Annotated in this window: 17 protein-coding genes and 1 pseudogene; 9 read left to right on the top strand and 9 right to left on the bottom strand. The window is 34.2% G+C overall.

Translation table 11 applies throughout. The features are described 5' to 3' along the window. Positions 1-1,355, bottom strand: a 1,355-nt coding sequence (locus BMSHG_RS25835) for a sensor histidine kinase (protein ID WP_019153606.1), incomplete at its 3' end; no start/stop codon positions are given. Between the two features lie 357 nt (positions 1,356-1,712). Between BMSHG_RS25835 and BMSHG_RS29440 the strand changes: the two genes are divergently transcribed. Further along, positions 1,713-2,063: a TniQ family protein gene (locus BMSHG_RS29440; RefSeq protein ID WP_083879264.1), complete on the top strand. Its 351-nt coding sequence runs from the start codon at positions 1,713-1,715 to the stop codon at positions 2,061-2,063. 323 nt (positions 2,064-2,386) lie between these two features. On the opposite strand, the gene BMSHG_RS06370 is transcribed toward BMSHG_RS29440, so the two are convergent. The 3 genes from BMSHG_RS06370 to istA form a co-directional block, all read right to left on the bottom strand. Beyond that, a complete protein-coding gene (locus BMSHG_RS06370; protein ID WP_019153605.1) occupies positions 2,387-2,704 on the bottom strand; it encodes an integrase core domain-containing protein in 318 nt (105 codons plus the stop codon). A 905-nt stretch (positions 2,705-3,609) separates the two neighbouring features. Beyond that, complete coding sequence (gene istB / locus BMSHG_RS06365; RefSeq protein WP_019153604.1) at positions 3,610-4,335, bottom strand: IS21-like element helper ATPase IstB; 726 nt, start codon at positions 4,333-4,335, stop codon at positions 3,610-3,612. Next, positions 4,332-5,756 carry an IS21 family transposase gene (gene istA, locus BMSHG_RS06360; protein ID WP_019153603.1) on the bottom strand — a complete coding sequence of 475 codons (1,425 nt, stop codon included), beginning with the start codon at positions 5,754-5,756 and terminating at the stop codon, positions 4,332-4,334. Before istA ends, istB begins: the two co-directional genes overlap by 4 nt. Positions 5,757-5,928: 172 nt before the next feature. Between istA and BMSHG_RS06355 the strand changes: the two genes are divergently transcribed. Together BMSHG_RS06355 and BMSHG_RS06350 are read left to right on the top strand one after the other, a co-directional pair. After that, a complete protein-coding gene (locus BMSHG_RS06355) occupies positions 5,929-8,034 on the top strand; it encodes an AAA family ATPase (protein ID WP_019153602.1) in 2,106 nt (701 codons plus the stop codon). After that, entirely contained in the window at positions 8,019-9,980 is a 1,962-nt protein-coding gene (locus tag BMSHG_RS06350; RefSeq protein WP_019153601.1) for a UvrD-helicase domain-containing protein, read from the top strand. Before BMSHG_RS06355 ends, BMSHG_RS06350 begins: the two co-directional genes overlap by 16 nt. A 377-nt stretch (positions 9,981-10,357) precedes the next feature. Here the strand turns inward: BMSHG_RS06350 and BMSHG_RS29435 are convergent. The 5 genes and pseudogenes from BMSHG_RS29435 to qoxA form a co-directional block, all read right to left on the bottom strand. Then, positions 10,358-10,606, bottom strand: a pseudogene (locus tag BMSHG_RS29435) (helix-turn-helix domain-containing protein); the annotation flags it as partial. 295 nt (positions 10,607-10,901) lie between these two features. Beyond that, complete coding sequence (gene qoxD / locus BMSHG_RS06340; protein WP_019153599.1) at positions 10,902-11,183, bottom strand: cytochrome aa3 quinol oxidase subunit IV; 282 nt, start codon at positions 11,181-11,183, stop codon at positions 10,902-10,904. A gap of 1 nt (position 11,184) precedes the next feature. Then, on the bottom strand, positions 11,185-11,781 hold the full coding sequence (qoxC, locus tag BMSHG_RS06335; RefSeq protein WP_019153598.1) for a cytochrome aa3 quinol oxidase subunit III: 597 nt from the start codon (positions 11,779-11,781) through the stop codon (positions 11,185-11,187). Further along, positions 11,778-13,727: a cytochrome aa3 quinol oxidase subunit I gene (gene qoxB / locus BMSHG_RS06330; RefSeq protein ID WP_019153597.1), complete on the bottom strand. Its 1,950-nt coding sequence runs from the start codon at positions 13,725-13,727 to the stop codon at positions 11,778-11,780. The genes qoxC and qoxB overlap by 4 nt, the downstream gene beginning before the upstream one ends. 52 nt (positions 13,728-13,779) lie before the next feature. Next, positions 13,780-14,670, bottom strand: a complete 891-nt coding sequence (gene qoxA, locus BMSHG_RS06325; RefSeq protein WP_019153596.1) for a cytochrome aa3 quinol oxidase subunit II — start codon at positions 14,668-14,670, stop codon at positions 13,780-13,782. A gap of 734 nt (positions 14,671-15,404) precedes the next feature. Between qoxA and pdxR the strand changes: the two genes are divergently transcribed. The 6 genes from pdxR (at position 15,405) to deoC (ending at position 21,753) form a co-directional block, all read left to right on the top strand. Beyond that, positions 15,405-16,838, top strand: a complete 1,434-nt coding sequence (gene pdxR / locus BMSHG_RS06315; protein WP_019153594.1) for a MocR-like pyridoxine biosynthesis transcription factor PdxR — start codon at positions 15,405-15,407, stop codon at positions 16,836-16,838. Positions 16,839-17,070: 232 nt separating this feature from the next. Beyond that, the gene (hisC, locus tag BMSHG_RS06310; RefSeq protein ID WP_019153593.1) at positions 17,071-18,210 is read left to right on the top strand and encodes a histidinol-phosphate transaminase; all 1,140 of its coding nucleotides are present in this window, start codon (positions 17,071-17,073) and stop codon (positions 18,208-18,210) included. Further along, positions 18,203-19,504 carry an aminotransferase class I/II-fold pyridoxal phosphate-dependent enzyme gene (locus BMSHG_RS06305; protein WP_019153592.1) on the top strand — a complete coding sequence of 434 codons (1,302 nt, stop codon included), beginning with the start codon at positions 18,203-18,205 and terminating at the stop codon, positions 19,502-19,504. The genes hisC and BMSHG_RS06305 overlap by 8 nt, the downstream gene beginning before the upstream one ends. Positions 19,505-19,508: 4 nt before the next feature. Further along, positions 19,509-19,631 (top strand): hypothetical protein, encoded by a 123-nt coding sequence (locus tag BMSHG_RS29230; protein ID WP_019153591.1) that lies wholly within the window; start codon positions 19,509-19,511, stop codon positions 19,629-19,631. Beyond that, on the top strand, positions 19,615-21,090 hold the full coding sequence (locus tag BMSHG_RS06295) for an aminotransferase class I/II-fold pyridoxal phosphate-dependent enzyme (RefSeq protein ID WP_019153590.1): 1,476 nt from the start codon (positions 19,615-19,617) through the stop codon (positions 21,088-21,090). Before BMSHG_RS29230 ends, BMSHG_RS06295 begins: the two co-directional genes overlap by 17 nt. Positions 21,091-21,108: 18 nt before the next feature. Further along, positions 21,109-21,753, top strand: coding sequence for a deoxyribose-phosphate aldolase (gene deoC / locus BMSHG_RS06290; protein WP_019153589.1), 645 nt, complete (start codon positions 21,109-21,111; stop codon positions 21,751-21,753). Positions 21,754-21,779 lie beyond the last annotated feature (26 nt).

Genomic DNA, 21,779 nt, shown 5'->3' with positions numbered 1-21,779 from the left:
CCAAAGATAAGTTCAAACCTTGTTCCCGAATTTTCCTTGCTTGTCACAAAGATTTTTCCACCATGTGCATGGGTCAGTTCTTGAACTATGGCAAGGCCAAGACCGCTCCCTCCTAGAGAGCGAGTTCTTGCTTTATCAACACGGTAAAATCGATTAAATATGTAAGGTAGATCTTTTTCAGGAATTCCCTTTCCGTTGTCTTCAACGGTGATGTGTATAAAAGATTTATATTTCCATGCTTTTAATGCAACCTTTGAACCTTCTGAAGAATACTTCATAGCATTGTCCAATAGGTTTAATAAAATTTGTTCTAATTTTAAAGGATCTGCCATTAAAGATAAATTGGATTCGCACTCTTGTTTGAGTTCTATCATTTTTTCAAGAAATGCGGGAGCCAGCTTTTGCTCCATTTTCTTAAAAAAAAGATTTAAATCTATCGTTTCCTTATGAATGACGAATGTATTTTGATCCATTTTAGCTAAATCAAATAATTCTTTAATAAGTACTGATAAGCGGTTTGTTTCCTCGGCTATTATGTTTAAATATTTTCTTTTATCTTCATCACTAAGATTCCTTTTATTCACAATATCGGCATATCCCTTGATATAGGTTAATGGTGTTCGTAGTTCATGAGAGATACTTGCAAGAAATTCACTTCTTTGTTGCTTCAAATAGTTTAACTCAGTTGCAAGTGTTTCTATGGACCTTGCTAACTCACCTAATTCGTCGTCTGAGGTTTTGGGTAAAGAAACTGAAAAATTCCCCTTACTGATTTGGAAGGTTACTTCCTTCATGATAATAAGGGGCTTTGTAATTCCTCTTGTAAGAAATATGATAATTATGAGAGTGAAAAATACTGATATCCACCCGGCAAGGAGGAAATGTTCATTTAAGCTTTTCATCAATGTATGGACGGACTTTGTATTTTCAAACATGTATACATAACCAGTTATCTGATTATTTACATATACCGGGCTAATGGTGGATATGTAAGGTTCTTCTTCCCAATTTCCTTCTAAGACTTGCCCCTCTTTTGAAATAGCATCGGGAACAATTAAGTATTCTTCTATTGATTTAGAAGGATTGGAAGAGCCCATTACTTTTCCTTCTTGATTGGCAATAACAACATCTGTTGTAGACTCCGACTCCATTAGGACAACGTGGTCAATTGTTTCGTTATCGAAGTGTTTTTCCAAAATAGCTCTATGAGAATTCCCTCTTGCTTGTAAGGACAGCAGTTCCTCTTCTACTCTTGTATCGGTGATTCCCATATGTAAAAAGAAGAACATGAACGTCATTAGACCAAAAATGATCAAGAAAAAAAGGATTCCAAGTTTTATAGAAAGTTTTTTCAATGTTTTCACCTTGATTCTATTTATATAAAGTTAGTTTACATTAAAAGTGTGTAGAATTTGTGCAGGTTTAGAAACCAAGAATCGATTCTAAGAGAATTTTATTAACTCCACGGTTTGGGGGAGTAATTTGTAATTAAAGTACCCGAAAATAATTTGTTACATCAATATCCTTTTTATAGGAATTATACTCGGATTAGGTACACCATATGTTGAATCTTTAACTAGTTACACTTCTCGATTAGCCAACTATCATTGTGTATTGACAGGTACACTAATATCAAAACTACTTTCCCATCAATTAAATATATTATACATTAAAGAAATTGCTGAAAGAGGAGGGAACGGATTTTATGACTCATCTGTGGGATTAATGGAATAGGTAAACTAGCAATAGATTTTATAAATGTCATTCAGACGCTTAATTTCAGGACTGATTTACAAAAGACAACTCTGATAAACTGGAGGAATGTCCTGCCAACAAGAGGATTAATGAGGACAGAGAAGGCTTGGTGTGGAGTCTGTTATCAAGAAAAACCTATATTTAAAGAACCAATATATGATCAACTAATATGGTATATAAAAGCAGTCCAATGTTGCCCAAATCACAATATAAATTTAGCAACAAAGTGTCCGAATTGTTCTAGGACAATGCAAATACTTTCAAGAAAAACCCTTCCAGGTATTGTCAGCATTGTTATTGTTGGTTAGGTATAAATGATACTCCAGTAGCGTTAAAGTCTAGTAAAGAAATCTATAGAGCAGCTGTTCTTATAGGGGATTTGGTATCTTATAGTTCTTCTGAAAGTTTTATAAATCCTGAAAAAAACATAGTATCTAAATCAATAACGAGCATATCTGAACAATTGTTCCGGTGTTTGTCAAGATAGTTGTCGCATTTCACTTGTTTGCTAGTGTAAAATGTTCGGGGTTACTACCGCGCTTCGTTTGGTGGCCTTCTCATCAAAGAACAGAATGAATTCTGTTCTTTGATGAGAAGGAAAAGGGTAGTTTTAAGCTTGGCCGCAGTGTGGCTATTTTGTTTCATCCTTTTCTACTTTTTCTTTGATAGGATTTAAAGCGACCGAATCATGGGCACTCCAGTCTCTGGTTGAACGTGTCCAACGTTCTGGATGCTTTTGTTTCGCTAACTCATATACTTCCTTGCGCTTTTCAAGGATATCAATATGGGCGCCTTTATGGCATTGCTCCGGCGTCACAAAATTGATGCCACTATGTAAATGCACACAGTTATACCAATTCACAAATTTTAATGCCCATTCACGCGCAGCCTCAAGTGTTTTAAATCCCTTGTACGGGAATTCAGGTCGATACTTTAGCGTCCGGAACATCGCCTAATCAACAAGTCTTTTATAAAAATGACAAATTTAATCCAAATACACATATTATTGCCTAAAGTTTAAATAAGAAGGATATCATTGCCGGGAGTTGTAATTTTCTGTTTTTTTGAGGGATTGAAAGATGTAACCTAAAAATTTAAATTATACTCTATGGATTGAGCGCTGCTAAAGGTAGATGTATAAAGGGTTGGCAACAATATGGGTAAACACTTGGTAAAATTATGGGTAAAGTCGCATTTTTGTGAATTTAATGATATTTTTGCCATTGTGGCAATGGTATACTTAAAAAAAGGTTCGGCAAAAATATACTTAAACGAATTATAATTTTCTTTTATTAGAAAATATTAAGAAATAATTATTATTGAAAAAATGTTATACCAATTGACAGATGTAGTTTTATAAAAAGGATTATTTGTAAAAAATTACGGTTATTTAAAATAAAGTTTGATTAAACATCCTGTATATGTGGGATGTTTTATTCTTCCACAATCGGGCTAGATTGTGGAAGAATAGTCCAAGACGTTGTTTTGGATTAATCGGAGTGGTTCGTACAATAAGTAAATGAGGTTTTATAAAAATGTAAAAATTCATTTAAGTATAAAATAAATAGGTGATTACTATCAAATTTTTACAACTAGATTATTAAAGTAAACATTCTGTTTTGTAGTAAAAAGGATTAATAGATTCAGTCTATTAATTCTTTTTTTACTTTATTTAGATTTAGTGTGTATTGATCTACCTTATATAGTAAATTATTGGTAGGATATTATTAGATTTTAGAAATTGGAAGGCAAATATATAGTACTTTTTACATAAATATGTAGTTAGGTGTATTTTGCAATAGAAAAGTGCAGAATTATGCAATCAAAAATGCAGACTTTTGCCACCCAGGGAAATTACCTTCTTTTAGACAAAGCATTTGAAAGCCGGTAACTTTCCCCCTGAAAAGTGATAATGTGTGCGTGATGAATTAAACGATCGACTAAAGCTGCTGTTAGCCTAGAATCGGCAAATATCCGGTTCCACTGACTAAATTCTAAATTTGATGTAAGAATAAGACTCTTTTGTTCGTAACACTCTGAAATGAGTTGGAATAATAGCTCAGCACCTTCTTTACTAAAAGGAAGATACCCCATTTCATCTAGGATGATTAAATCTAGTTTTTGAATTTTATTTCTGAATGACGAGAGACGGTTCAATCTTAATGCCTTTTCTAATTCCTCCACTAGATGTGAGACACGATAAAATCCAACTTCGTATCCCATTGAACAAGCTTTTCTGCCCAAGCCAGTTGCTAGATGCGTTTTTCCCGTTCCTGGCGTTCCAACTAGTAAGACATTTTGTTTTCTTCCTATAAAATCTAGCCGCAGTAACTCCTCTTTATTAAGGTGAGAGGGCATATGAATTTGCTCTGTCCATTCGTATTCTTCTAAATTCTTTTTATCCAGGAATCTAGCTTTCTTAATCAGACGATGAGCTTTTGCTGTTTCTCTTAATCTTAATTCTTCATCTAATAAATCGTTTAGGAATTGTTCTTTTGTTTCAAATGGAATTTGCTCATAGACCTCGGCTATATATGCTAATCTCAATGATTTGCACTTGTTTCGAAGGTAGTTACTCATAGCTTAATCTCCTTCTTTGAGGTCAAGGAATCATATTCTTCCCAATTAATCTCGTAGGGATTTTCTTCTTTTCCCAATTTTTCTTCAGCGATAAGTTCATAAAACTCCTCGTTTATGCGTTTCATATCATACGTAATGAGTAAACCAGCTACTGCCTTTAAACGCTCTCTTCTAATAGCCAAGTGATCTACAAGTAAGTAATCTTTAACCCTACCGGGTAAATAATCTTTGTACCGAGAATACGAGACTGCACGAGGCTTATGAATCCATGTCTTTAAGATGGACATCCAAGGAAGAGCCTTTCGTTTTTTCATATATGGTCGATAATCATCTAATAAAATCTCACCGTCAGGTGAGACAACCTTGACTGTGTTCCATGTTAATTGAACGTAAAGCAAACTATAATTCGACGCTTTTGGAACATGGACAAGCACTTGATCTATTTTTATTTCATTGTATTTATTTACTTTACCGGTCTCTTCTTTAAACACTGGGTATTCTATATTTGGTAACTGAAGTAAGTACTTTTTTTCATTCTGCCAAAGCTCGTTTATTAACACGTTCTTTTCATAATGTAGGCGATTTCGATCTTCTATTAATTGCTTCTCCAACTGAACTGTTAGATCCTCAAAACTAGTCATAACGGGAGCTTTATTAAAGAAATTATACCGAATGTAACCAACCTTGTTTTCAACGTTTCCTTTTTCATGTCCACTTCTAGGATTACATACTTGGACCTCAAAGCCATAATGGTTTTGAAATGCCAAGAACTCATCAGTAAGTTGAACCTCTTCTGTTTTTGTCCGTATTTTTTTTACTGCGGGAGTTAAATTATCAATTCTCAGTTTCATTGGGACGCCGCCAGCCTGTTTGAACAACAACTGAAGTCCATGAAGGAAGCACTCTTGATTTTCAGACGGAAGAGGCACCGCAAATCCAGCATTACTATGTGGATAGGACATAACTAGAGCTCGTACATCTACCAACTCTCCATCTTGAACTGCTCCCATTACTCCGAAGTCTACTTGTGCTTCCCCTGGCGGGTGCTCTAAGCGTTCGTATCCTTTATCTTTTTCATGGCTGTGTGTATTGTTCCAATCTTCAATGAAATAACATAGAGTCCGATAGGACCCTTTGAATCTTAGTTCCTGCAGCTCTTCAAACATTTTCTTCTTGGTTCTTCTTTCTTTTCTTTTTAATTTAGAGTCTTCAAATAGCCAATCTGATACAATCTCTCCCCAATTTTCTTCATACATCATCCCTTTTTTAGGAGAGACCTTTGTTGTAGGTATTTGGTCTTTATCTGCATACTTCTTAGCCGTTCTCCAATTAATTTTTAATGTTTGTTGAATTTTGGTAATAGATAACCCTTTGTTGTTTCTTAAGTGTTTGATACAATTAATTTCAGACATTGCTAGCATCCTTTCTGATCCTCCACTCTAAGTTGATTCGACACCAATTACAGTAGAGGGACTTGGGGTGACTGGCAAGTCTTTTTTTCTATTTGCCTATAAAAATAGTGCAGGACTCTGCAGTTTTCTCTTGCAAAGCTCTGCACTTCTATTTTGCAATAAACAGTAAGGGGATGTTGTAGTGCTTTTAAAAAAAATAACCATACAAAATTATAGAAAGTTTAAAAATGAATCATTCTCAATGGTTGATGACGTTACTTTACTAGCTGGTGCTAATAATAGTGGGAAGACGTCTATGATAAATTTAATAGGTTCTATAATGCAAAACGGTAAAACACCTTTTTATATATCCGACATTCCAGTAAAACTGTCAAATCAGTGGGTTGATAAAGTGTATGACATCTTTATATACTGCTTTAATAAAGGAGAGGACCAATTATCAACAGTAGAATCAATTGTAACGGAGTTATTTGGTACTGAATCGTCTAGTCAATTCAGTAATCTAATAATTCCTTCGACATCTGTACGATTTAGAATAGATTATAGTGAAAATGAGGATATTAGAAAATTTGCGGATTTTATTATGGATTTGAATCCTGATAATAGAAGCTTCTATTTTGAATATTCATTTCAGCCAACTAGATTATCTTTTGGACAAGCATTAGAAGATAATTTCAAAAGATTATTTGCAAGATATAAAAAAATTCAAATTTTAGATGATCCAACTTCAAAGGTTAAGCAGTTTAAAGAGGTAATATTGTCTGTTTATGAAGCAAGTATTGTTGAAAGGTGTTACTTTAGCGATAGCAAGTATAGAGAAAGAGTAGAGATGGAAGTACAAGCTTTTAGAAGGCTTTTTAATTATAAATATATAAATGCAGGTAGACCGCTTGATGATCAGAATAACGGAAACTTTAAAAGTTTAAGTAAAAATATGGTTCAACTAGCAACTCATAATGAAAAATTAAGTGCTCTTCTAGAGGACTTGCCAGATCAAATACTCAGTCCTATTCAAGATGCGAAAATTATTGATGAGGTTAGAGATGCTTCTGTTATAGGTCTTAGCAATGCAATCAAAACTATTGCTAAAGCAAGTGGAGGAAATACGGGAAGTTTGGTTCTTGATGTAGATATTAATGAGGAAACAATAACCTCTCTGCTTAATCAAATAACTAATACTAAATACCAGTACGAAGGTTATTTTCTCAATGAGGCTTCTCAGGGGTTAGGTTATAGCAATATGATTTATATTCTTTTACAGCTTGAAACATATAAAAGAAAAATAAATCCATTACTAGTGAACCTTTTTATTATTGAGGAGCCGGAATCACATATGCATCCTCAAATGCAAAGAATTTTCGGAAAATACTTAAAAGATTACTATCTTCAAAAGAAAATACAGGGTTTAATAACTACTCATTCTGGGGAAATCGTACGTCTAACAGAAATGAAAAATCTTAGAGTTTCACGATCCTTGGACAATTTGGAAAGTAAAATTTATGACTTTTCAACATTTAAAAAAAGCTTGAGTGGTGATCCAACTTTAGATACATTTTATGATTGGTTTTATGAAATCGGATTTTCTGAAATTGTTTTTGCAGATAGAGTTATTCTTTATGAAGGTGATACAGAACGATTACTTATTAGAAAGATATTAACTTTAGATACATATGAAGAGCTCAATCAGAAGTACATAGCATATGTACAGGTGGGTGGTGCATACGCACATAAATATAGTAAGGTAATTAATTTTCTGCAAATTAAAACTCTTATATTAACTGATTTAGATTACAAAAAAACTGCAGTAACTGCAGGAGCTGTAATAGAGTCTGAAACAACAAATGCAACAATTAACAGCTTTTATAATCAGGCAACAGGAATAAAATCTCCAACAGTACTTGATTTATATAAATGGAAAGAAAAAGGTGAGAATAAATTGTTCGGGGGGCTTGCTCTTGTTAGTTATCAAGGGGAAGTTGAGCAGTATGCTCGGACATTAGAAGAAGCTATGCTGTCAAAGTTTTACAAACTTGATGTGCTAGAAAAAAAAGATAGAAATTTTTGGATCCAAAATAGAGATATAGATGAATTAAAATATACTGTTCCAAATTCTGTAAATTCCAAGGAAGATGGTTCAGCAATAGATGAAAAATATAGTATTAGAGATATTGTTAGACATACAGAAAATAGAAAGACTGATTTTATGTATTCTGTTATTCTAAATGGTCTGATAGAAAAGATGCTACCAAATTATATTAAGGAGGGATTAGATTGGCTGCAAAAATAGTAGAAAACATCTTTCTAGTTAATGCCCCAGCAGGTAGTGGCAAAACAACAAAAATAAAATCAATGATTGTAAACCATACGACAAAACATCCTGAAGACAATGTACTTTGTATAACCTATACAAAAAGAGCAGCAGAAGAGCTAAAAAAAGGCTTAAATGAAGAACGGATTGACATCAGTACAATTCATTCATTTCTTTACAAATTTTTGAGATTTTACTTTTGTAAAAATGAAATGAAGGATTTATATTTTGAAATATTTGGAGATTTAATCAGAGAAAATATAGAGAATAACAACGGGCAAGAGTATATATCTATCAGAAATCAAAAATATATTGATAAATACGGGGGGTTATCAATAGAAGTTATCAAGGCTAATATAGGCGCCATTTATTATAACGAGTCTTCTGCCAATCACCTTTATAATGGGGGGATATCCCACGATAGTTTGCTAATATTCGCAGAAAAAGTGTTTGAAAAGTTTCCAAAGATTAAGTTGAGACTAACACAAAAATATCAATTAATTTTCATCGATGAGTACCAAGACTCAGCTTCTAGTGTATTAAGAATGTTTTATGATGCATGCCTAAATACTAATTCAAACCTCTATTTTCTTGGTGATAAAATGCAACAAATATATAAGAACTATGATGGGTCGTTTGAAGAAGAATTAAAAACTCTAAATACTACAATAAAATTAGAAACCAACCACCGGTCAATACCAGATATCATTTCTGTGTTAAACAATATATATAATAATCAAGAATTCAAACAAGACCCCTCTGACAGAAACCGTGAACTAAAACCAGACCATCCACCAAGAGTAATAATGTGCAGTGACATTAAAGAAAGGCTTAAGAGCGAGTGTTCAAACTATCCGGATGCTTTATTGTTATTTTTATTAAACCAACAAAGATTCGATTCGATTGGTGCAGGTGAATTATATAAGCAATTTAATAAGTTGGATAGATATTCATATATAAAACAACTTAGTGCTACTGATGTCTTATCTGATAATACTAATGAAAATTCAGATCCCCTTTTGAAGCTGCTTTTTGTAGTAGGTGAAGTGTTAGATCATTACGAAAGATTTAATCTTGGAAGTATAATTCAATTTATAAAAGCAAATCGCAACTTATTTAATAAGAGTATTGGCACAATTACGAGCCACCAAGATAGAGTTAATTTGTGCAAACTATTAAGTAAGATATATGACGCTTATCAAAAAGAAATCTCAATTAATGAATTTGTAAATTTATTGAAGGAATTAGATATCTTTAAAAATAGCTACATAGATAACATAGACAATGAATATATGGAAGTTTTAGCAGTAAAACTAAGTGAATTCAAAGCACTATCAAATTATTTGAAAGATCCAACAGTCTCAACACAGCATGGTGTAAAAGGGGAAAGTCATAAAACTGTATTCTTTATTGCAGAAGACTCTTATAGAACACCAGTAGTTCATTTGTATAAGTTTTTGAAGCTATGGACTATCAAGGAACTATCTTTAGATACCCTAGAAACTTTCTATTATAATTATATTCAATGGATCAGAGATACAACTAATCATTTGGGATGCAAAATATCTGATTTAAATAAAGAAAGTTACGATACATATGCAACTTACTTAAAAACAAGGGTAGAACAATTATGCAATCACTTTGAGGGGAATTTTATATTTAAAGACCTGTGTGAAGACTCTTATAATAAATACCTTCTAAAACCTAATGTTACAAATATTAAAAAATGTTTTAAAGAAAGTTCTGTATATGGAGTTCTTTCTGCTTATAAGCTTTTTTATGTAGGGTGTTCAAGAGCAAGAAGCAATTTAACTATTTTTATTGAAAAGTCCAAGGTTGAAGATTTTTCTAAGGACTTGGTGGAAAAGTTAAAAAGTATAGGATTTAGTGTTGAAGTTGAAACTAGAGAATTGTTGGAAGTGTGAGTCAAAGATGAGTTAAAATCAATCAAAATTTCTACTAGACGTGAATGATATGGGGATTATTGGAGATGGATTTAGTGGAATTGTTTTGGAATAATAGTTTACAATGATGAGATTTGCGTATATAGACTCAATGGAAGAGAAGGTAAGCCAGACCGTAACTGGTTAGTGTAATGAATTATATGATTAGAAAACATTAAATCACCTGTCTCCAGCAATAGCTGTTCAGGCTGGGTATATGGAAAGTTCTAATTGGTAGATTTCTCTTGTAGTGCTTCCACTGACCCTTCTGCAGGTACTTGTCTTTTTAAATCGATTTTCTTTGCTTTCTTTTTCACTGGTGGACGCTCCTTTTTTTGTATTAGGGCATCAATTCCAACTTATTCAAATTTACTTCTCCAATATCGTATAAGTCTAGGAGATGAAATGTTGAATATAGTAGCAGCATCGTAAGATGATGTACCCGTTTCATTCATATAATTCAGTACATCAATTTTAAACTGTAAAGAGTAGCTTTTATATTTTTTTTGAAAAGCTTCTATACCTTGTTGTTTGTAAAGTCGAATCCATCCACTTACAATACTAAGGGATACTTTTGCTTCCTGCGCAATCGCCTTGATAGACTCGTTCTCATGTACATAAGTAAAACAATTTGTATTCTTTCTCTAGCTGTAATTTTGGCCATAAAAAACCCCGTAAACGCTAGAATGGTGTCTAACATTTACGGGGCAGTTCATTGATAAAAACACGGAGTGATTAGGATTTTTTATATTTAAAAGTGTTTAATTTTTCTTATTGGTCAACGTATTGCTAACAAGTGTTATTTTCCATCTTAACTACTGGTAATAATATAGCAGTGATGGAACTGTATTGTCTGTAATTAGTATATAGAATTCTATTAAATTTAGGTATTTATAAATCTATTTACATATCCCAAAGGAATATAAACAATGTACCAAAAATAGTAATGAGCGCAATTAACACCATGAAATAAACGTTGGTATAAATGGCAACTTTATCCTCCGTTTCACCTGCATGCATAAAGACAACTAACTGAAGGGTGGCCTGAACAAGTGCTGTGATAATCAAAATTGTGATACCAACAGCAAATGATAGATTAAAAAGATACACAGTAAGAGCAACAAAAGTAAGAACTAATGAAAAAACAAAGCCCAATACTTGCTTACGCGGAAATAATTCATTCATTTTACATCAATCCTTTCAAATAGATGAAGCTAAAAATGAAGATCCAAACAACATCTAAGAAATGCCAATACAATGAAAAAATAAATGTTTTACCAGCGTTTTCTGCAGTTAACCCACTATTTTTTATTTGAAGGATAATAATTATTCCCCAAACTAAACCGAATGTAACGTGCGCACCGTGGGTTCCTAATGTAGTCAATAATATTGCTGTAAAGGCACTTGTCTGCAAACCTGCACCTATATGAACATAGTGAACGAATTCGTAGATTTCAACACCTAAGAAGGCTGAACCAAGAAGCAACGTAATCCCGAAGAAAGCTAACATTGCCTTTTGTCTACCAAGGCGCATGGCGTGAACAGCTAGACCAATAGTGAAACTACTAGTTAATAGTATAAATGTCTCAATCAATACCGGGGTGATATCAAAAATTTCTGCGCCTGTAGGACCAGTACCAGTCCGATGCTCTAAAGTAAAATAGGACGTAAATAATGTTGCAAATAGCATGATTTCAGCTCCAAGGAAAATCCAGAAGCCAAATATATTATATTGATTTTGGTTCGTACTATATTCAAGAGGTTGAGAGCTTTCTAGGTTCATAATTTCATACCTCCTAATTTCTTTTCTGTATCTTTAATTTCAGATACCGAAATATAACGCCCATGGTCTTTTTCGAATGAGCGGTATGTCATGCAGGCAAAAATGCCGATTGTTGACAATATAACAAGAGGCCAAATAGCAAAGACAAATGCAAAGCCCCAAACAAAGAAAATTGTACTCATGACGAATGGTAAACCACTATTATTGGGTAAATGAATTTTCTCTACGCTACCTTCAAATAACGCATGCCCATTCTTTTTAAAATCCCAAAAAGCTTGATCGGAATTTACATGTGGTGCCAAGGCGAAATTATATTCTGGTACTGGTGTGTGGGTTGCCCATTCTAGTGACCGAGCATTCCATGGATCACTACTAATATTTCTTGGAGAGTATCGAACACTATAGTAAATATTGTATACAATTAAAGCAAAGCTCAATGCCATTAATCCTGCTCCGACAAATGAAATCATATTCATTGTTCCAAATCCTGTACTTTCTGAGTAAGTGTACATACGACGTGCCTGTCCATCTAACCCAGAAAGGTACATCGGGAAGAATGCCAAGACAAAACCAATGGAAAGGAACCAGAATGCCCATTTTCCAATTTTTTCATTTAACATAAACCCAAACATTTTTGGCCAATAATAGGTGAGTCCAGCTAACATTGCAAAAACAACACCCGGTATAATCGTATTATGGAAGTGAGCTACTAGGAACATCGTATTATGATATTGGTAATCAGCAGCCGACATCGCAAGCATAACTCCAGTTACTCCACCTATGGTGAACAATGGTATAAAGCCAATTGAATATAACATTGGAACATTAAAACGAATACGGCCTTTCCACATTGTGAACAACCAGTTAAAAATTTTTACTCCTGTTGGCACAGCAATTGCCATTGTGGTTATGGAAAAGAAGCTGTTTGATGCTGCCCCTTGTCCCATTGTAAAAAAGTGGTGAGCCCAAACCAAGCATGAAAGAAGTGAGATGCTTACCATGGAAACTACCATTGACGTATATCCATATAAATTCCGGCTTGAGAATGTTGAAATAATTTCACTATATAATCCGAAAGCGGGCAAAATTAAAATATAGACTTCAGGGTGTCCCCAGACCCAGAAGAGGTTAGCCCATAACATATCCATACCACCATTTACTGTAGTAAAAAAGTTTGTGCCAAAAAGTCGATCCATTGTTCCCATTGCAAGTGCAACAGTTAAAACTGGAAACACTGCAACAATAATGACATTTGCCACTAATGTGGACCATGTAAACATCGGCATTTTCATTAAAGTCATACCAAGGGCTCTCATTTTAAAAATTGTCGTTATCATGTTAATCCCTGTCATTAATGAACCAAGCCCAGAAATTTGTAAAGATATCATATAATAGTTCGTTCCAACTGATTTACTAAATTCGTTACCAGCAAGTGGAAAGTATGAAGTCCATCCTGCATCGGGGGAACCGCCGATTATAAAAGAAATATTAAATAACATTGCGCCCATAAAGAAAAGCCAGAAACTTATTGCATTTAATCTTGGAAATGCTACATCTCGAGCTCCAATTTGTAGTGGAACAAGGTAGTTCATAAAGGCAAATATAAACGGCATTGCCATAAACATGAGCATGACTACACCATGAGTGGTAAACACCTCATTATAATGTTGCGAATCTAGCAAAGTATTATCAGGGACAGCAAGTTGTGCTCTCATCATGATAGCATCTACTCCACCACGAAAAAGCATCAGTAATGCTGAAATTAGGTACATGATTCCAATTCGCTTATGGTCAACGGTGGTTAACCATTCACGCCATAAATAGCCCCATTTCTTGGTATATGTTAATCCAAAGATAATAGCTATAACAGTTAGTCCGATAGCAATCATCGATGCATAGATTGCGGGACTAGGATGAGGTATAGCAAAGCGTTCGAAAAATTTCATCCGATTAAAAACTCCTTTCGGTAAATATAATGTTTACATGTAATTCTCAAACTTAATGATTACTATGGTCTTGATGTGAATCTTGGTCGGAATCAACTGACTTTTTATAATGGTCACTATGTTTACCTGGAGGAGGCATAAACTCTAAATGAGTCCCAACGTATGTCGAACGGCCAACATGACCTGGTTTTAATAGCTCACGAAACTTTTCCTCAGTTAGAGGATTAGCTCTCTCTTTAACTTCCTCTATCCATTTACTAAAATCATTTTGGGACATTGCCTCAACTTGAAAGGTATTTTCTGCAAATCCTTTCCCACTGAAGTTTGCATTACGTCCCATAAATTCACCTGTTTCATCTGCAGCTAGATGTAAAGTGGTGAGCATGTCAGACATTGCATATTTTTGTCCACCAAGCTGTGGTATCCAAAAACTTGTAATTGGCCCGTATGAGTAAAGTCTAAATTCAAGTGGTCGGTTAGTAGGGATATTCACGTAGTTAACTGTTTCAATCCCTTCTTCCGGGTAACTAAAGTGCCATTTCCAATCAGAGGAGGAAGCATAAATAACTAATGGTTCTTGGTTTTCGGTTCCTTGTGGTACCGATTCAACAATATAGTTACTTTGAACAGATACAAATGACAAGTAGGCAACGATCAAGACTGGAATCCCAACACAGATAACCTCTACCCAAGGATTACCTTCAATGTGAGGAGGTTCATAATCATCATTTTGTTTCGAATCTCGATATTTTACTAGGATATAAATCAATATGGCAAACACAACTATAACGACAACTGACATAATTCCAATTGATAACAGAATATCACGAGCTTGCCTTTCAGCTTGAGGTCCTTTAGGGTCTAAAACTAATAAAGGTTCGCATCCTGTTAGCATTGTGACAATAGTAAAAATGAGTGTAAAATGAGACCATTTTTTTATCATCATAAGCTCCTTTCCTTAAGCAAAGTAGAATGGGTTTAAATGTTAACTGATTCACAATTGGTTTCTATAATAATTACACAAAAATAAAAAGGCAATAAAATGTGAAATATGTCACAAATTATTCAAAAAGTAAAAAAAAAATTTGTGGACGCATTGCTGTCTCTCTAGGTTCAAGAATCCAGGATTAACTTCCTTTCTTCAGATTAGAAGTAGAGGAAATAGGGGAATTTTAAAAAGTGGTTGGTTATATATATTCAATATTGGACCGGTGAAAAACTGTGAATGTAATTTATAATTAAAAGTTAAAGAATTATTATAAATTTGGCTTAAAGAGGTGGAGTATGTATATTGCGATAGTTTTGGTCTTGGTCATTCTAATTATAGCTTTGGTCGGGACCCTGATGATTACAAGAAAGAGTGATGAAAAATATAGCGAATCCACTAGAAAAAACACAACAAATCTAACTCTAATTTATGTAGTGGTTATACTATTGTCTTTAATTGCATTAGGTTTGTACATAAATCTCAATTAATGATATATAAGCATATCCATTATAGATTAACTAGTTTTTTGAGTAATAAATAACCAATAATAAAAAGAAAAATTAGAAGCCAACAGTCACCTTAATTAGGGATTTGGCTCAAAGTTATGTTGGCCAGAAGAGGTGTTAAGCTAAGCTTCACTATAACTTGGGAGCACTACTAAAATACTTTCATAAAAGGACTGCAAATAAATGGAATGGAATCTTGATAGGAAATCAAAAAAGCCAATCTATAGACAAATTGCTGAAATCATTGAAAATGGAATTGCAGATGGTACCTTTCCACCCGATAAACCACTACCCTCGGAGAGATACTTAGCTAAGGAGCTTAATGTAAATAGAAGTACGATTGTGTCCGCTTATGATGAACTAGAGTCAAATGGTTTGATTCAACGAAATCGAGGGAGTGGCACCACTGTTAGTAAGGATATATGGGGTATAACAAAAAAACGTATTCCTAGCTGGAATAGATATATAGAAGCAGGTTCGTTTTTACCTAATTTACCTGTCACACAAAGATTACGTAAAGAGATGGAAGAGCAAAAATTAATTAATTTGGCAAGTGGGGAATTATCAGAGGATCTTTTTCCTATGATGTCTTTAAGGGAAATTACATCTACTCGCTCTTTTATTGGGAGACTTGGGTACGACCATCCTCAAGGTAATTCAATTTTAAGAAAAACAATTACAAGGCATGTGGAGAACTTCCGGAATATAGATACAAATCCTTCATCCATTCTTATTACATCAGGAGCTCAACAAGCATTACATTTAGTCGTTCAATGTTTATTAAAGCCTGGTGATTCAGTGGTTATTGAAGACCCTTCCTATCATTATAATTTACCCATTTTTAAATCGGCAGGGCTAAAAACATATTTTTTACCTGTTAATCAAAATGGTGTGGACCCTAACGAGTTGTTAGAACTACATAAGAAACATCGTATTAGAATGATATTTCTAAATCCGGCTTTTCAAAATCCAACAGGTACTTTGTTAAAAGAAAGCCAGCTTAAAACAATATTAGAAATTTCTTCTGAACATGGAATTCCAGTAGTTGAAGACGATCCCTACAGTTTAACGTCTTTTAAAGGAGAGGCTATTCCAACATTAAAATCATTGGATGTTCACGGAAATGTTCTATATATTAGTTCATTATCCAAAGTCGTTGCTTCTGGTCTTAGAATCGGCTGGATAATTGGACCAAAATCGGTGATTGAAAGGTTATCAGATGCCAAACAACAAATTGACTTCGGACATGCTAGTTTCACCCAATGGATTGCTAATGACTTTATTGAATCAGAATTTTTTAATAATCATATCAAAGAACTAGTAAAGGAATTAGAAAAACGGCGAAATCAAATTGTCACAAGCCTTAAATATTTTTTGAATGACCAGGTAGAATTCGCCATTCCTGAAGGCGGTATCCATATATGGTGTAGAATAAAGAGAGATGTAGATGAAATGAAACTATTAGAAAACTCGATTAAGAAAGGGGTAATTTACGTTCCTGGGTCTACGATGGGTTCGAGAAAAAGTTATGTTCGATTTACTTTTGCTCGTGAGAATGAGGAAACAATTCATAATGGGATAAAAAGGTTTGCTGAGGCATTAAATTCTACAAGATAAGTGGAGAATCTTGATTTACTTCAAGGTTCTCTTTTTTTTCTTAATTGGGTGGGAAAAAAACCGCTGAAGTGGATGATTAAAAAAAGTTAAAATTCTTTATGATAGAAATGGGTTTAATAACAAGATTATGGTTAATTGTGTGAATTGATTCACAATAATAATAATAATATTACTTTTTTCACAAACTTTTTACAGACTTTTAAGAAAGTACCTGATTGGAGATGATTTGAAGGTGAGTAACGGTAATGGAATTAAGAAGAGAAAAGTACTGGATCGAATTATACCATATACACCAGGCAAGCCTTTGTGGGAAGTACAGCAAGAATTAGGAATAGACAAAGTAATCAAATTAGCTTCGAACGAAAACCCCTTAGGTCCTTCACCAAAGGCTGTTGAAGCAATTAGAAACATATTATTTGGTCTTAATCGATACCCCGATGCGCATGGAGCGGATTTGAAAAGTGCCATCGCTAACAATCTTTCAATCTCTTCAAATCAATTAATAGTAACCAATGGGGCAGATGAGTTAATTACTCTCATATCTGAAACTTTTCTAGAAGAGGGAGATGAAATTATAGTACCATTCCCATCTTTTAGTGAGTATGAATTTGGTGCACATTTAATGGGTGCTAAAGTCATTCATGTTCCCCTTGATGAAAATTTCCAATTTAGTTTAGATTCTATTCTCACAGCAATTACTGAAAATACGAAATTGATATATATATGTTCTCCTAATAATCCTACGGGGACTTATCTATCCAAACTAAGGTTAGTAGAGCTCTTAAATTCAGTCCCTAAAACAATATTAGTTGTGTTTGATAGTGCCTATAGCCACTTTGCCACCAATCAAGATTATTCGGCTGGCTTAGAATTTGTTCGCGATGGATACCCCATTATTGTATTGCAAACATTTTCAAAAATTTTTGGACTAGCTGGTGTGAGAGTTGGTTTTGGTGTAGCAAATGAATCTATTATTCAAGATATTATTCGAGTGAAAGAACCTTTTAATGTTAATAGTTTAGCCCTTGCCGCAGCAACTGCTGCAATAACGGATAACGAGCATGTCTACGAATCAATTGAAGTTAATTCATCTGGTCGAGAGCAATTATATAAAGCACTAAGTGAACAAGGATTAAGGTATGTGGAAAGTATGAGTAACTTCATACTCGTTGATTTTGGATCTAATGCGAGAGAAGTATATGAACAACTTCTTTTAAACGGAGTAATCGTACGGCATGGTGAAATTTGGGGGATTCCTAATTATCTTCGTATCTCTATAGGTACAAGAGAGGAAAATGAAATCTTGATAGAAGCAGTTTGTCGTATTTTGCAGAAGTTGGAAAAAGCATCAGGGGAGATAGTATATGAATGAGATAGCAAGACAATTAAATGAAACCATTCTCAAATATAACCCTAATGTTTATCAAATGTTATCTGAATTAGGTAGAAATTTGTATTATCCAAAGGGTATTTTAAGTCAGAGTGCTGAAGCCAGCAAATTGGCTACTCGATTTAATGCGACTATTGGAATAGCTACAGATAAAAAACATCCTATGCATTTTAAACATATACAAAAGAATCTAAATGACTACTCACCTGAAGATATATATCCATATGCACCACCTTCAGGAAAACAGAAATTACGTAATGAATGGAAGAAAAAGCTCCTAAGGGAAAATCCATCTTTACAAAGTAAAACGATGGGAGATCCAATTGTCACCAATGCGCTTACACATGGTTTAAGTACAACAGCAGATATGTTCGTAGATCAAAATGATTCCATTATTGTGCCAGATAAGTATTGGGGAAATTACCAAACTATATTTCATATCCGAAGGGGAGGAGTACTTAAAACCTTTCCACTATTTAATGAAGATGATGAGTTTCATATTTCGGCTTTTAGACAATGCGTAATGGGACAAAAGGATTCTGGCAAGGCAGTAGTGGTTCTTAATTTTCCTAATAACCCTACTGGTTATACTCCTTATGGTAGGGAAGTCGAAGGAATTATTTCAGCACTATTAGAAGGCGCAAATGCTGGTATAAATATAGTCTTGATTCTAGATGATGCATACTTTGGACTATTTTATGAAAACTCTATTCAGGAGTCTCTTTTTGGAAAAATAGCTGGTTTGCACCCTAGGATATTGACTATAAAAATTGACGGGGCAACTAAGGAAAATTATGTTTGGGGTTTACGTGTAGGGTTTATAACCTTTGCAGCAGAAAATAAGACTATTCTTGAAGCATTAGAGCAAAAAACCAAAGGTCTAATACGTGGGACTATTTCTAGTAGTTCCCATCTTTCTCAGACGATAATTTTACATTCATTACAATCTAGTGAGTTTGAAAAAGAAAAACTCGAAAAATATAATGTTATGAAGAAAAGAGCGAAACGTGTAAAGGAAATTGTAAGAAGAGAAAGATATAAGCGGAGTTGGAATTTTTATCCCTTTAACTCAGGTTATTTTATGTGCCTAAAACTTTTAAAAGTTAATGCGGAGGAATTAAGAATTCATTTATTAAATGAGTATGGAGTAGGTACTGTATCAATAAATTCTACAGATTTACGAATAGCCTTTTCTTCGGTTGAAGAAGAGTACTTAGAGGAACTTTTTGAATTCATTCACCAAGGTATACAAGATCTATTAAAAGAGGGAGTTTAATATAATGTCTAATGCAACAGAAACACTAGAAGGATGGTACAGTCTAATCGATTTTAGAAAAATTGATTGGAAAAGTTGGAAGGCTTTAACCGACCATCAACGTGAGAAAATTGGATACCCAATTTAATACTCCATTATTTACAGCCTTAGTAAAACATGCGGAAAATAATCCCATCCAATTTCATATTCCTGGACATAAAAAAGGTAATGGTATGGCACCTGAGTTTAGGGAATTTATAGGAGATAATGCATTATCAATCGATTTAATTAATATAGGACCTCTAGATGATTTACATCTGCCAAAAGGGATAATTAAACAATCTCAAACATTAGCTGCTAAAGCTTTCGGGGCAGATTATACTTTCTTTTCAGTCCAGGGAACAAGTGGAGCTATTATGGCTATGATTATGTCTGTATGTGAACCTGGGGATAAAATTCTAGTTCCTAGAAATGTTCATAAATCAATTATGAGTGCCATTGTTTTCTCAGGTGCAATTCCTATTTTTATTCATCCCGAAGTAGATTCCAGCTTTGGAATCTCTCATGGTATTACACCAGATTCTATTGATAGGGCATTAAAGCTTCATCCAGATACTAAAGCAGTTCTGGTTATCAATCCAACGTATTATGGTGTATCGGGAGACCTAAGGAAAATCGTAAATATTGCACATTCAAGGGGTATTCCGGTACTTGTTGACGAAGCACATGGTGCTCATATTCATTTTCATCATGACTTGCCATTGTCAGCTATGGAAGCGGGTGCAGACCTGGCAGCTACAAGTGTTCATAAATTAGGGGGATCTCTTACACAAAGCTCAATACTAAACTTACGTGGAAAGTTGGTATCTCCTAAGAGAGTACAGTCTGTTTTAAGTATGCTTACTACAACTTCTACCTCATATTTATTATTGGCGTCTCTAGATGTTGCTAGAAAGTCCTTAGCGACTGAAGGGCAAGCTTTACTTGAAGAAACTATTCGTAAAGCAGATTTAACCCGTTTAAGAATTAATAAGATTGATCATTTATATTGTATGGGAAAAGAAGTACTAGATTCTAGTGCTGCTGTTTCTATGGATCCAACTAAGCTGCTTATTTCGGTTAAGGAGCTTGGAATTACTGGGTATCATGTAGAAAAGTGGTTACGACATCGATTTAATATTGAAGTAGAATTATCTGATTTGTATAACATTCTATGTATAATTACTCCTGGGGATTCTCAAGATGATTTGGAAACACTCTTGCATGCTCTAACGGAACTATCAAAAGAGTATAAACATCTTGTGAATAAAGATATCGATAGTTCGGTTTTATTGCCTGAAATACCCTCATTAGCGGTTACACCACGAGATGCTTTTTATTCCGAAACAGAAGTGATTCCTTTTGAAGAGTCAGTTGGAAGAATCATTGCAGAATTTGTGATGGTTTACCCTCCTGGAATTCCTATCTTCATCCCGGGAGAAATAATTACCCAGGAGAACCTAGTATATACACAAAAAAATATCGAAGCTGGTCTACCTGTACAAGGGGCAGAAGATGTTGAACTAAAACAACTACGTGTAATTAAAGAGCATTTAGCAATTAAATAGATTGGAATGGTGAGTGAAATGAACTATTTAGAATTGATTGATCATACCCTCCTTTTACCGGATACCACCGAAAAGGAAATTTACAGCTTATGTATGGAAGCAAAGCAATTTGGTTTTGCTTCTGTATGTGTAAATCCTGTTTGGGTTAGCTTATCAGCTAAGTTATTACAAGAATCTGATGTGAATGTGTGTACGGTTATAGGATTTCCACTAGGAGCTAACACGCCAGAAACTAAGGCTTTCGAGGCAAAAAATGCAATAGAAAATGGGGCTACAGAAATTGATACCGTAATTAATATTGGTGCATTAAAAGATCGAAATTATGCCTTAGTGGAAAAGGATATTTGTTCTGTTGTGAAAGTTGCAAAAGGAAAGGCGTTAGTGAAAGTTATTATTGAAGCGTGTCTTCTAACTAATGAAGAAAAAATACGAGCATGTGAAATATCTGTAAATGCTGGTGCGGACTATGTTAAGACATCAACGGGATTTTCTTTGCACGGAGCAACTGCTGAAGATGTATCCCTAATGAGAAAGGTGGTAGGGCCAAAGGTAGGGGTCAAAGCATCAGGTGGTGTCCGTAATCAGGATGATATAAAATTAATGGTTGATACGGGCGCTTCAAGGATAGGTACTAGTTCTGCAGTAAAAATATTTGGCTTATAGTTTGACGATTCTATTTTTTTAAAAAC

Source organism: Robertmurraya massiliosenegalensis JC6 (assembly GCF_000311725.1).
Lineage (GTDB): Bacteria > Bacillota > Bacilli > Bacillales > Cytobacillaceae > Robertmurraya > Robertmurraya massiliosenegalensis.
This window is presented reverse-complemented; position numbering and strand designations above follow the sequence as displayed.